The 12678-nt window shown below is 42.8% G+C and carries 10 protein-coding genes and 2 rRNA genes (1 of these 12 running past the window's edge); 8 read left to right on the top strand and 4 right to left on the bottom strand.

What is annotated here, in order from left to right; all coding sequences use genetic code 11:
* Positions 1-94: 94 nt before the first annotated feature.
* The 3 genes from MUO15_RS09615 to MUO15_RS09610 all read left to right on the top strand — a co-directional run bounded on the left by MUO15_RS09615 (position 95) and on the right by MUO15_RS09610 (position 2369).
* The gene (locus MUO15_RS09615) at positions 95-1309 is read left to right on the top strand and encodes an EAL domain-containing protein (RefSeq protein ID WP_245035391.1); all 1215 of its coding nucleotides are present in this window, start codon (positions 95-97) and stop codon (positions 1307-1309) included.
* Positions 1310-1400: 91 nt separating this feature from the next.
* Complete coding sequence (locus MUO15_RS22155) at positions 1401-1478, top strand: putative holin-like toxin (protein WP_396266351.1); 78 nt, start codon at positions 1401-1403, stop codon at positions 1476-1478.
* 276 nt (positions 1479-1754) lie between these two features.
* The gene (locus MUO15_RS09610) at positions 1755-2369 is read left to right on the top strand and encodes an NUDIX hydrolase (RefSeq protein ID WP_245035389.1); all 615 of its coding nucleotides are present in this window, start codon (positions 1755-1757) and stop codon (positions 2367-2369) included.
* Between the two features lie 231 nt (positions 2370-2600).
* Here MUO15_RS09610 and MUO15_RS09605 read toward each other — a convergent pair whose 3' ends face one another.
* From MUO15_RS09605 to MUO15_RS09595, 3 genes are all read right to left on the bottom strand, one after another.
* On the bottom strand, positions 2601-3212 hold the full coding sequence (locus MUO15_RS09605; RefSeq protein WP_245035947.1) for a class I SAM-dependent methyltransferase: 612 nt from the start codon (positions 3210-3212) through the stop codon (positions 2601-2603).
* 270 nt (positions 3213-3482) lie between these two features.
* On the bottom strand, positions 3483-3905 hold the full coding sequence (locus tag MUO15_RS09600) for a universal stress protein (protein ID WP_245035387.1): 423 nt from the start codon (positions 3903-3905) through the stop codon (positions 3483-3485).
* A 27-nt stretch (positions 3906-3932) separates the two neighbouring features.
* On the bottom strand, positions 3933-5393 hold the full coding sequence (locus tag MUO15_RS09595) for a SulP family inorganic anion transporter (RefSeq protein ID WP_245035384.1): 1461 nt from the start codon (positions 5391-5393) through the stop codon (positions 3933-3935).
* A gap of 519 nt (positions 5394-5912) precedes the next feature.
* Between MUO15_RS09595 and MUO15_RS09590 the strand changes: the two genes are divergently transcribed.
* Together MUO15_RS09590 and MUO15_RS09585 are read left to right on the top strand one after the other, a co-directional pair.
* Positions 5913-6101: a helix-turn-helix domain-containing protein gene (locus tag MUO15_RS09590; RefSeq protein WP_245035382.1), complete on the top strand. Its 189-nt coding sequence runs from the start codon at positions 5913-5915 to the stop codon at positions 6099-6101.
* Positions 6102-6425: 324 nt separating this feature from the next.
* On the top strand, positions 6426-7715 hold the full coding sequence (locus MUO15_RS09585) for an MFS transporter (RefSeq protein ID WP_245035380.1): 1290 nt from the start codon (positions 6426-6428) through the stop codon (positions 7713-7715).
* 400 nt (positions 7716-8115) lie between these two features.
* Here MUO15_RS09585 and MUO15_RS09580 read toward each other — a convergent pair whose 3' ends face one another.
* A complete protein-coding gene (locus tag MUO15_RS09580) occupies positions 8116-8763 on the bottom strand; it encodes a DNA-3-methyladenine glycosylase family protein (RefSeq protein WP_245035378.1) in 648 nt (215 codons plus the stop codon).
* A gap of 77 nt (positions 8764-8840) precedes the next feature.
* Here MUO15_RS09580 and MUO15_RS22150 point away from each other — a divergent pair, with 77 nt between their 5' ends.
* From MUO15_RS22150 to MUO15_RS09570, 3 genes are all read left to right on the top strand, one after another.
* Positions 8841-9176: a hypothetical protein gene (locus tag MUO15_RS22150; RefSeq protein WP_396266350.1), complete on the top strand. Its 336-nt coding sequence runs from the start codon at positions 8841-8843 to the stop codon at positions 9174-9176.
* Between the two features lie 390 nt (positions 9177-9566).
* Positions 9567-11133 (top strand): 16S ribosomal RNA (locus MUO15_RS09575).
* A 233-nt stretch (positions 11134-11366) separates the two neighbouring features.
* A 23S ribosomal RNA gene (locus MUO15_RS09570) occupies positions 11367-12678 on the top strand (it continues 1609 nt past the right edge of the window).
* Together the 16S and 23S rRNA genes form the textbook arrangement of a ribosomal RNA operon.

Raw genomic sequence — 12678 nt, 5'->3', positions numbered from 1 at the left:
GATGTGCAAAAATTACTTCCATGGTAAACTGTAAATGAAGTTTTCATCCTGAGCAGAATGCTTTAATAAAAACCGAATGAAGGAGGGGAGACTCATGGATCCGTTAGATATTGTTGGGAATCTACATAACATAAAGCCAGTGTATCAACCAATTGTCAGTGCTATTAAACACGATGTGATCGGATATGAAGTATTAGGTCGATTTCATGATGCTGAAGAATGGATGAGTCTTGGCCCTTTTTTTCATGATAATGATGTACCAGACGAGTTCAAGGTTGAAGTGGATCAGCACTTATTACAAATCGCTATCACAGAAATGCTCGAGTCCAACAAAGAAGGCCTTTTGTTCCTCAATCGAAATCCCAAGCAATTGATGGTTAATGATGGGGAAGACTTGTTAGAAACATTGCTTATGTTTGAACAAAAGGGATTTTCAATGAACAGAGTGGTTATCGAGGTCACCGAACATGATTTCGATGAAGAGTTTGAAGTTCTAAGTCACTTACTTCTCTACTACAAAACATATGGAATACAAGTTGCTGTAGATCATGTAGGTGCTAAAAGCTCTAACATAGATCGAATTCGCCAGCTTGAACCCAACATTTTAAAAATAGATACAAAGATGATTCGTACGCATAACTCCGACAGTTTTCAAGATATTATCTACTCACTATCCATGCTAGCCCACCGCATAGGTGCCGCCCTGCTATTTGAAAATATTGAGGATGATTTTCAGCTATACTTTGCCTGGAAGCATGGAGGACGCTATTATCAAGGGCACTACCTGGCCAAACCAGAATTTGAGCTCGTTACGAAAAATTCACTTTCGTTAGACATTGGGGAAAAGGTAGCTGCCTATATCCTCCGGGAAAAATCTTTGGTAGAACAGCGACTTACCTTCACCTTGGCCTGGGAACAAAAGGTGAAGGGGCTGCTTCCCAAATGGGAGGGAGCTAGAAAGGTTGATTCGTTTGTTGAGTTTGTGACGGATCAATTTGATGAAGAAAGTTTTCGTATGTTTGTTTGTAACAGTGACGGTCAGCAAGTGTCTTCAAACTTTCGCAAACGGGAACAGACATGGGAGCTTGAACAAGATAAAAAAGGATCTAATTGGGCATTTCGTCCCTATTTCTTAGAAAATGTGATGCAAATGAAAACGTGGAGGAAAGGGATCCTGTCTGACATTTATTCGGATATTGAGACAAAGGATATGATTCGCACCTTCAGCTTTCCATTAAATGATGAGCATTTTTTGTTTATAGATATACGATATTCCTTTATCTATGATAATGAATGTTTACTCGTATAAGAGAGGATAGAGTGAGGTCCATAGCAGAAGGCTAGCAACCTTATCTCCTATTTCAGGAGAAGTGGCCCATTTCCCTTTCTTTAGAAAGGGAATGACAGTATTTGAGACTTTGTTTCTTATGATCTCGTTTGCAACATTAATTGTTGCGATATTGTCAAACAAAAAATAACCACCCTAGGCCTAGCAAGCATTTAGGGTGATTATTTTCACACTCTGACGTGAGCTGCCCCCTTGAAGGGCTATTACACTTAGGCTGAATGGTGTTAACAGCACCGTTCAGCCTTTTTTATTATATGAGCTTCTATATACACTATACCTCATTTTTTGTAATTATAAAACATAAACATTCCTATAAAGAGTTCTCTATATAACGATAAAGCATTGAATGGACGAGTTTTTCCTTTTAACCTGTTATAGTAGAAGAAAGTAAGGTTGAGGTGAAAATATGGACACAGAGATAATCTTAAATAAAGTAAACCAACATACGCCCTCTATCCTTGGGAGCCAGGACTTTTCAAAGTTTGCTATCCTATTGCCACTTGTCGAAAAAGACAATGAATGGCATGTCCTGTTTGAGGTTCGTTCGCAAAAGCTGCGAAGGCAGCCGGGAGATATCTGTTTTCCAGGCGGGAAAATTGATCGCCAGGACAAAACGGAAAAAGGCGCAGCCATAAGGGAGACAACAGAAGAATTAGGCATTAACCACGAGAACATTTCTGATGTGTTCCCATTAGATTACATCGTTTCCCCATTTGGCATGATCGTCTATCCATATGCAGGATTCATAAATGACCACGAATCGATTAAACCAAATCCTGCTGAGGTTGAGGACTTCTTTACAGTTCCACTTTCCTTTTTTCTAAAAACAGAGCCACAAGTGCATAAGGTGAGTTTTGAGGCGAAACCAGAAGAGGACTTCCCGTTTGATCTCATCGTTGGTGGACAGGATTATGATTGGCGAACGAGGCAAATAGACGAGTATTTCTACATCTATGAGGATAAGGTGATTTGGGGTCTTACAGGAAAGATTCTTTCCCACTTTGTCGAAATAGTTCGGTAAACTGACCTATTTTAATGTCTGCCTTCCAGCATGCTAACTAAAGCGCCGGGGGCAGACTTCATTTCTGCGCTTTATGGCGAAGTAAGACTAATTTTTTCAAAAAAACAAATGTCAAAGCCACTTATTGAACAATAAGATTCTCGCGAAGCCTGCCTGAAAACGTAGTAGGAGGTTATCCATAATCCATTAATTAGACGCCTTGCACAAACGTCCTAATAGAGTAGAGGCAAATTACCTTTTACATACAGCAACACCTAATGGATAATAAACACCCTCTCTAGGAGGTTCAATGGTTACCCCTCTTTGATAAAAAATTTCGACCTCAGAAAAAGAATGAAAGATTTGGTGAAACTCATCTTTCGTCAATTGAAAGTAATGGAAAGGCGACCCACAGGGATAGTCTCTTCCTTTTCCAAAAGGAGTCGAAAGCACAAGGCTGCCTCCAGGTTTTAATAGTTTATAAATGCGTTGCATGAATGTGCGATCATCAACAACATGCTCAATGGTTTCAAAACTTAAAATGGTATCAAACCGCCCAATTTCATCTTTTAGAGAGGGGTTCATAACATCCCCTTTGTGAAAGGTGAGGAGGGGGTGGTAATAATGTTGCTTAGCATATTGAATGGCATCTGCACTGATATCTACACCTATTATTTCTTTGATCTCTTTTTTACGTGCTTTGGCCACATGAAGACTGCCGTATCCTGTCCCGCATGCGATATCCAACACTCTCCCCTTTACGTAAGGAGTAGAGAAAGTATATCTGGCAATATGCTCGAGTAATAACTGATTGGTAGGCTTCATTTCTTCTAGAATCACACGTTCTCCTGTATCTTCTAACACCCTATTCACCGCTTTAGCCTTTTATACTATATTATATCATATTATAAATGGTGTCACTTCATTTATAATTAAATCACTCTATTTAATTAAATGATGCCAAAAAGATTGAAGGAAGATGTAAAGTTAGATATAGTAGATGCTAGTCCGGAATATAACAGGATTCCCAATCCCTGTTCGGACCAGGGACGGCCTCGGTTTTTCCGCAATCGGGGCTTTCTTTTGCTAGTAAAAAAACGTGTAGCTAATTGAACCTTTAGCTACACGCTTTTTCTATTTAACAACGATCACAGGTGACTGAATATATTTTACGAGTTTATGACTGACACTGCCTAAAATAAGGGTTTGTAATTTATTTCGCCCACGGCTGCCAACGACGACACAATCATATTCATGGTGGTTTGCATACTCTGTGATCTCTTCGGCTGGTTCCCCGTGTAAGAGGATAATGTCAGCCTGTATTCCCTGGGACTTGATGTGCTGAATGGTGTCTAAGAACTTTTCTTTTCGTTTAATGGTTGCTGTATTCGAGTCACCATATTTTAGAATATCTGACTTAGAGGTTTCACCGTCTACAGCATAAATCAAGTCAATTGTGACTTGCTCCTTGTACGGAGAAACCATTTTCACTGTTTGTTCAATCGCTCGATTCGAGTGATCGGAACCATCGGTGGCTAATAATATTTTGTTAAACATAATCAAGCTCCTCAAAATTTTAAATTATTAATGGCCGGCGCTTTTGGACACCCCTCCAAGACGAGTTAATAGGCGGGAACTCTCTCCGTTTAATCCTATAAAGTTAACTTGAATGCCATTTTGCTCAAACTTGCTTTCCACGTTATCCAGCGCACTAATAGCTGAGTCATCCCATAGATGGGATTGACTTAGATCAATTTCCACTTCCGCGACCGAATCTTTAAAATCTATAGAAGATACAAACTCAGTGACGGAAGCAAAGAACAGCTGCCCTTGAACATAATAGATTCGTTTACGCCCTTCATTCACATATAGGGAAGAAACACGAACCTTTGATATCTTTATAGCAAAGAAAATCATACTGAGAACGACACCTGCTAGGACACCGTACGCTAAATTGTGAGAAAGAACTACGGTTAAGACGGTAACGATCATGACGGTGGCATCCGATAGAGGAAGCTTGTGAATGTTTCTGACAGAACTCCAATCAAATGTGCCGATAGCAACCATAATCATAACCCCGGCAAGGGCAGCCATTGGAATTTGAACGACCACTCCTCCAAGCACGATAATCATGAACATCAGGATAACACCAGCCACTAAGGAGGACAGTCGCCCATTACCACCTGATTTGACGTTGATCACAGATTGACCAATCATTGCGCATCCAGCCATGCCCCCGAAGCAGCCAGCAACAATGTTGGCTATTCCTTGCCCGCGACTTTCTTTGTTTTTGTTACTCTCTGTATCTGTCATATCATCAACAATCGATGACGTTAATAAGGATTCCAATAACCCTACGATAGTTAAAGCAAGGGCATAAGGAAAGATGATCATTAGTGTTTCTATATTTAATGGAATAGTTGGTAAAGCAAACAATGGAAGGGTCTGAGTCAGTTCACCCATGTCTCCTACGTTTCGGACGCCGATATTCATGAAAATGGCAATTGCAGACACAACAACAATTGCAACGAGTGTAGAAGGGATTGCTTTTGTGACTAAAGGAAATAAATAGATAATCGCCAGGGTTATCCCTACTAATACATAAATCATCCACGTTTCATTTGCAAAATGCTGGAGCTGTGAAGTGAAGATCATGATTCCTAAAGCATTCACGAATCCCACCATAACAGAACGTGGGATGAATTTCATAAATCTAGCCAGCTTAAATACCCCGAATAGTATTTGTAAAATTCCTGTTAGTATGGTTGTAGCTAATAAATATTGAATGCCATGCTCGGCAACCAATGTGATCATAAGCAAAGCCATGGCGCCAGTTGCCCCCGAAATCATTCCGGGTCTGCCGCCAAAGAAGGCGATTACCACGGAAATACAAAAGGACGCGTAGAGACCAACCATAGGGTCTACTCCTGCAATAATGGAAAAGGCAATCGCTTCTGGGATAAGTGCTAAAGCCACCACAATACCGGATAGCACATCCCCTTTCAGGTTGCCAAACCATTGTTCTTTGATTGATAAAGTCGACATAAATACCCTCTTTCTTTTGGTTTATTTTTATTTTGAGACTACTGAGTCTCGCAGCAGTCAGGTCCTTAATGGAATTCATTTAAATGATTTTAAGTGTTTTATTTAATAACCTTTTATAACTGACTATAATAGATTATAAGATTATCATGTGAATTGCAATGGGGGAAATCGTGTTAAGCGTTTACATTAATAAATAATTTACAAAGTTACTTATAAAGGGAGCTGATCGGGTTTCCATACGTCAGTAAACGGATGATGATGGTAAAGTTTGTCCTCAAAGTTTACAGATAAGGGCCTTTTCAATGTGTAATGAACAGCAGAGGAGGTAAAAAAGTGTGAGATTCACTATCTGAGTTATGTTTTCACCCTTAAATTATGAGCTTGCCCCGCTATGTAGGTGACTGTGACTGGCCTTTCTTGAAAAGGGGCATTGTACGCTTCTCGTTGCTAATATATTTGAGATATTCACTCAAACAGTTTAAACTTGTAATAACATTACAGTTAAAGGAAGATCTAATTATGGAGAAGGAACAAGAGATCATGACCATATCTCAAGTGGCTGAATATCTGCAGATTAGTGAAGTCACTACATATAAATTAGTACAAGAAGGACGCATTCCAGGGTTCAAAATTGGACGTCATTGGAGAGTCCGTAAAGAGGATTTACAAGAGCATATAAAGAAGCTTCAGCACGGGGAACATCTCTAATATTTAGATATGAACCCATTTCAGTACCAGTTGATGACACGCTGGTTTCTTTTTTTGTGAAATTAGCCTTTTACATTTATTCCGCATTAACGGTCAGTAAGAACCCCACTTCAAGATTTCACCGTAAAATGGACAGCTAAGTGGGGGGCAACTTGTCCGATTTAAAGAACACAGACTAAGGTCGCCACGTCCTTGGCAGCGTCTGTGTGACCCACACTTCATGTGAGCCTCGCGAACCATCAGTGGAGATAAAGAAAACTCACACTGATAGAAGGTTCACTTTATTGCGGAAAGGACTGTTTTTGTCTGGGAGGGGAGCCAGCGATGATAAGTAAAAGATCCAATCAAACACCGATACGACCCCCTTTTTTCTATGGGTGGATGGTTGTGTTTGCTGCAGGGTTAAGCATGTTTTTTTCTGGTCCAGGACAAACGTATTCGATATCAATATTTATCGAACACTATATTGATGATTTTGACTATTCCAGGTCACTTGTTTCCGGCTTATATTCCACGGCAACATTGTGTGCAGGTTTAACGCTATTCCTAGTGGGGAGGCTTGTTGACCGGCTGGGACAGCGAGTCATGATGACTGCTGCAGGAATATTATTAGCTGTCGCCTGTTTTTGGAATGCTTTTTTGACTGGCGCTATCATGATGTTTTTAGGTTTTTTTATGCTGCGATTATTTGGGCAGGGGTCCCTAACACTTATTCCCAATACCCTCGTTCCTCAATGGTTTATAGGAAAAAGAGGGAGGGCCTTAAGTGTGATGGCGATTGGCGGCTTTGCAAGTTCTGCTTTACTACCGCCGTTGAATACGTGGATGATTGATGTATTTGGATGGAGAACGACGTGGACAACTTGGGGGATATTTCTTCTAATTGTTTTCGTTCCCCTCGCTTATTTATTTGTCCGTAATCAGCCTAAAGATATAGGAGAAATACCTGATGGGACACCCAAGCATGTTCTTCAAGATGGAGAAGAAAATCTTAACGCAGAAATTAATGAGAAAAGCTGGACACTAAAGGAGGCCATGAAGACGAGGGCTTTTTGGCTGATTTTATTTTGTGTGAGTGTGCCTGCTTTAGTAAACACAGGAGTGACTTTCCATCTGGTATCTATTGCTGAAGGAAAGGGATTGTCGGATTCAGTTGCAGCCCTCGTCTTAACTATGATGGCCCTAATCGGGTTTCCGGTCACCTTTCTTGTAGGCTATCTAGTCGATCGGGTTCCAGTACACTTTATATTAGCGGTTACATTTGGCGGTCATATCGTGATCTTACTTATTCTCCTGCAAGTCAATTCCTGGGCAATGGCTATGCTGTATGGCGTGGTCTGGGGAGTGGTCAATGGGTTTGAACGTATTGTATTGAGCATCGTTTGGCCGAATTATTTTGGAAGGGAACATTTAGGAAGTATTAAAGGAATTGCTCAAACGGTTATGGTGTTAGGATCAGCGTTTGGACCTCTTCCTTTTGGTTTATTTTATGATTGGTTTGGAGGATATCAGGAAATCCTGTGGGTGATGATTTTACTTCCGTTGCTTGCTGCTATTTTTTCTCTGCTGTCACCAAAGCCAAATTACGAAACTCATTTTTCTGCTTCAAATTAATACTATTCTATAAAAACAACCACCCTAGCCTAGCAAGTTTTGGGTGGTTGTTTTTATCTAAGGTGATCCGATATCCCTTGAAGAACCATGAAACTTAGTCTGAATGGTGTTGGTCTCTTTGGGTTGACCATGCTTGAGGCATCCTTAGTGTACATTTCGATGGAAAAATAATCCCCCATGTTCTTCACTAACAGCAAAGAGTGTCCTCCCCAACTAACACAAGGTTTTCTCCCACTGTTACCTTGTAATCATTCAAAGCGTCTTCAAAAGAAGAGAATACTTTACTACATGAGTTTTCCTAATACCAACAATCACAACCCTTGCAAAGTAATAACCTGTAGCAAAAAATAGTAAACTTTCTCCAATGCTTCACCATCCTCAGTGATAAAGATCACCAGTATTATAAAGACTGGCACTTAGGAGGAGGATTTTTAACAAAGTCAGAGTTAATCGCCTCCCATAAGTAGAGGGAAACTACAGAGTTGAATGGCCGCCACTTTTTACAATAAACCTCCAAATCCAGGGGCTCACCTTTCTCTAGCTGGTAAAGCCACCTGATCGAATTTTTGATGCTCACATCTCCATATGACAATACATTTAATCTCCCCAACGAAAAAATTAAAAACATCTCCGCAGTCCATCTACCAATTCCTGTTATACTAGTTAAGGTTTTGATCACTTCCTCATTTTCCAGTAAATGAATACTGGAAAAATCCACTTCATTAGATAGATGTTTTTGAGTTAATTCCCTTATATATTTGATTTTAGGTCTGGATACACCGGCACTTCTAATTTGTTCATCACTTAGATTTTCTAATAACTCTGGTTGAAGGTTTGGCCAAATTTCCTCTAGTCTAGTATTGATGGTGTGGGCTGCCTTCAGGGATAATTGCTGGCCAATGATTTGTTTAACAATCGATCGGTAATAATCTTTATTTAAGGGGATATCGATTGTTCCAATAACCTTAATTAAGTTGTTTAACTGAGGATCTATTTGTGACAAATATTTAATACTCTCATCTTCCAACGTGAAATACAGTTTATCCATCGTAGATTCTCCTTTAGACATTCCTTACCTAGTGTTTGGTGATAACAATTATACAATATATAGCTTAACTCGCTCATATAACCGCGGGTGTATTAGGGAGACGATTTTCATCTCTTTTTTCGCACCTTTATTTTACACCTTTTTGGACATCCTATTTACGGGGTGATAAATTAACGAAGGCAACTGAATTAGAAAGTAAAAAATTCGATAAAGCATTAGATGAAATCCTTGATCTTCTCAATAACCTTGAAAATGATGATCCAATTATTCATTTTGGTGATGATGTTATCGAGAACATTGAGCGTGCCAAGAAAAAGTACGGTGATGAAACAGTTGATGAAAAGATAAACACGATTGTACGGGAAATGCTCTCTTGGCTTGACCTTGAAGGTGTGGATTCAGAGGAGACCTAATCATAGGAATCCTTTGATATAAATACTGCAGGAACTTAAGTCATTTGAAGTCATAATAAACATAGGGAACAATCCTATAACCATTTTTAAATTCCTAATCTTTTTTTGAAAAACTATTGAAATGTTATATTTCACGTGATATATTATTACTTGTCGCTTTAAGAGACGGCAACAGACTAAAAGCTTCGACAAATCATCATGAAAAAAGTTATTGACTTAACTTACTAACCATGATATATTTATTGAGTCGCTGTTTTGAAGCGGCAAGCAATCTTTTGATCTTTGAAAACTGAACGAACCAACCAGTACGTCAATTCATTCTTTCTATTATTATAGAGAGAATTCAAACAAGCACATTCGGTGTGCAAAATGAGCAAGTCATTCTCAACTTTTATGGAGAGTTTGATCCTGGCTCAGGACGAACGCTGGCGGCGTGCCTAATACATGCAAGTCGAGCGCAGGAAGCAGGCAGATCCCCTTCGGGGGTGATGCTTGTGGAATGAGCGGCGGACGGGTGAGTAACACGTGGGCAACCTGCCTGTAAGATCGGAATAACTCCGGGAAACCGGGGCTAATGCCGGGTAATCCTTTCTCTCGCATGAGGGGAAGGTAAAAGATGGCTTCTCGCTATCACTTACAGATGGGCCCGCGGCGCATTAGCTAGTTGGTGAGGTAACGGCTCACCAAGGCAACGATGCGTAGCCGACCTGAGAGGGTGATCGGCCACACTGGGACTGAGACACGGCCCAGACTCCTACGGGAGGCAGCAGTAGGGAATCTTCCGCAATGGACGAAAGTCTGACGGAGCAACGCCGCGTGAACGATGAAGGTCTTCGGATCGTAAAGTTCTGTTGTTAGGGAAGAACAAGTACCGTTCGAACAGGGCGGTACCTTGACGGTACCTAACGAGGAAGCCCCGGCTAACTACGTGCCAGCAGCCGCGGTAATACGTAGGGGGCAAGCGTTGTCCGGAATTATTGGGCGTAAAGCGCGCGCAGGCGGTTCCTTAAGTCTGATGTGAAAGCCCACGGCTCAACCGTGGAGGGTCATTGGAAACTGGGGAACTTGAGGACAGAAGAGGAGAGTGGAATTCCACGTGTAGCGGTGAAATGCGTAGATATGTGGAGGAACACCAGTGGCGAAGGCGACTCTCTGGTCTGTCTCTGACGCTGAGGTGCGAAAGCGTGGGTAGCAAACAGGATTAGATACCCTGGTAGTCCACGCCGTAAACGATGAGTGCTAGGTGTTAGGGGGCTTCCACCCCTTAGTGCTGAAGTTAACGCATTAAGCACTCCGCCTGGGGAGTACGGCCGCAAGGCTGAAACTCAAAGGAATTGACGGGGGCCCGCACAAGCGGTGGAGCATGTGGTTTAATTCGAAGCAACGCGAAGAACCTTACCAGGTCTTGACATCCTTGGACCGCCCTAGAGATAGGGTCTTCCCTTCGGGGACCAAGTGACAGGTGGTGCATGGTTGTCGTCAGCTCGTGTCGTGAGATGTTGGGTTAAGTCCCGCAACGAGCGCAACCCCTAATCTTAGTTGCCAGCATTAAGTTGGGCACTCTAAGGTGACTGCCGGTGACAAACCGGAGGAAGGCGGGGATGACGTCAAATCATCATGCCCCTTATGACCTGGGCTACACACGTGCTACAATGGATGGTACAAAGGGCAGCGAAGCCGCAAGGTGTAGCAAATCCCATAAAACCATTCTCAGTTCGGATTGCAGGCTGCAACTCGCCTGCATGAAGCCGGAATCGCTAGTAATCGCGGATCAGCATGCCGCGGTGAATACGTTCCCGGGCCTTGTACACACCGCCCGTCACACCACGAGAGTTGGCAACACCCGAAGTCGGTGAGGTAACCTTTATGGAGCCAGCCGCCGAAGGTGGGGCCAATGATTGGGGTGAAGTCGTAACAAGGTAGCCGTATCGGAAGGTGCGGCTGGATCACCTCCTTTCTAAGGAATATGCAAGGCAACCCCTTTCTCTTACGAGAATGTCGGGAAGCTGCCGCATACGGAAGACGTACATGGTTGGTTGTTCAGTTTTGAGAGATCAAACGATCTTTCAATGTGAACCTTGAAAACTGGATAAGATTAATCAGAACGTGGCGATCTTCTTTTGATAGAGGACGACACGGGATGACAAGACATCAAATATCAATTTTTTAACGTCTTTTCACGACGATAATAGTTAAGTGAATAAGGGCGCACGGTGGATGCCTTGGTACTAGGAGCCGATGAAGGACGGGACTAACACCGATATGCTTTGGGAAGCCGTAAGTAGGCTATGCACCGAAGATTTCCGAATGGGGAAACCCCCTGCTCGTAATGGAGCAGGATCCTTTACTGAATACATAGGTAAGGGAAGGCAGACCCGGGGAACTGAAACATCTCATTACCCGGAGGAAGAGAAAGCAAACGCGATTTCCCAAGTAGCGGCGAGCGAAACGGAATCAGCCCAAACCAGAAAGCTTGCTTTTTGGGGTTGTAGGACACTCCTTTGGAGTTACAAAAAAAGAGGATAGATGAATCGATCTGGAACGATCAGCCGGAGCAGGTAAGAGCCCTGTAGTCGACATCTTCTTTTCTCCGGAGTGGATCCTGAGTACGGCGGAACACGAGGAATTCCGTCGGAATCCGGGAGGACCATCTCCCAAGGCTAAATACTCCCTAGTAACCGATAGTGAACCAGTACCGTGAGGGAAAGGTGAAAAGCACCCCGGAAGGGGAGTGAAAGAGATCCTGAAACCGTGTGCCTACAAGTAGTCGGAGCCCATTGATGGGTGACGGCGTGCCTTTTGTAGAATGAACCGGCGAGTTACGACCGTCTGCAAGGTTAAGCTAAAGCAGCGGAGCCGCAGCGAAAGCGAGTCTGAATAGGGCGAAGCAGTAGGCGGTCGTAGACCCGAAACCGTGTGATCTACCCATGTCCAGGGTGAAGGTCAGGTAACACTGACTGGAGGCCCGAACCCACGCAAGTTGAAAATTGCGGGGATGAGGTGTGGGTAGGGGTGAAATGCCAATCGAACACGGAGATAGCTGGTTCTCTCCGAAATAGCTTTAGGGCTAGCCTCAGAATAGAAAGTCTTGGAGGTAGAGCACTGATTGGACGAGGGGCCCCTACCGGGTTACCGAATTCAGTCAAACTCCGAATGCCAACGACTTTGTTCTGGGAGTCAGACCATGGGTGATAAGGTTCATGGTCGAAAGGGAAACAGCCCAGACCGCCAGCTAAGGTCCCAAAGTGTGTGTTAAGTGGAAAAGGATGTGGAGTTGCTTAGACAACCAGGATGTTGGCTTAGAAGCAGCCATCATTGAAAGAGTGCGTAATAGCTCACTGGTCGAGTGACTCTGCGCCGAAAATATACCGGGGCTAAACACACCACCGAAGCTGCGGATTGATCCGAACGGATCAGTGGTAGGAGAGCGTTCTAAGAGCGGAGAAGTCAGACCGTAAGGACTGGTGGAGCGCTTAGAAGTGAGAATGCCGGTATGAGTAGC

The organism is Halobacillus amylolyticus (assembly GCF_022921115.1).
GTDB classification, from domain to species: domain Bacteria; phylum Bacillota; class Bacilli; order Bacillales; family Halobacillaceae; genus Halobacillus_A; species Halobacillus_A amylolyticus.
This window is presented reverse-complemented; position numbering and strand designations above follow the sequence as displayed.

Excerpts from the sequence above, each read along its gene's own strand:
- MUO15_RS22155 (WP_396266351.1), top strand. The coding sequence starts at position 1,401 with ATGACAGTATTTGAGACTTTGTTTCTTATGATCTCGTTTGCAACATTA.
- MUO15_RS09590 (WP_245035382.1), top strand. The coding sequence starts at position 5,913 with ATGGAGAAGGAACAAGAGATCATGACCATATCTCAAGTGGCTGAATAT.
- MUO15_RS09580 (WP_245035378.1), bottom strand. The coding sequence starts at position 8,763 with ATGGATAAACTGTATTTCACGTTGGAAGATGAGAGTATTAAATATTTG.
- MUO15_RS09610 (WP_245035389.1), top strand. The coding sequence starts at position 1,755 with ATGGACACAGAGATAATCTTAAATAAAGTAAACCAACATACGCCCTCT.
- MUO15_RS09615 (WP_245035391.1), top strand. The coding sequence starts at position 95 with ATGGATCCGTTAGATATTGTTGGGAATCTACATAACATAAAGCCAGTG.
- MUO15_RS09595 (WP_245035384.1), bottom strand. The coding sequence starts at position 5,393 with ATGTCGACTTTATCAATCAAAGAACAATGGTTTGGCAACCTGAAAGGG.
- MUO15_RS09585 (WP_245035380.1), top strand. The coding sequence starts at position 6,426 with ATGATAAGTAAAAGATCCAATCAAACACCGATACGACCCCCTTTTTTC.
- MUO15_RS09600 (WP_245035387.1), bottom strand. The coding sequence starts at position 3,905 with ATGTTTAACAAAATATTATTAGCCACCGATGGTTCCGATCACTCGAAT.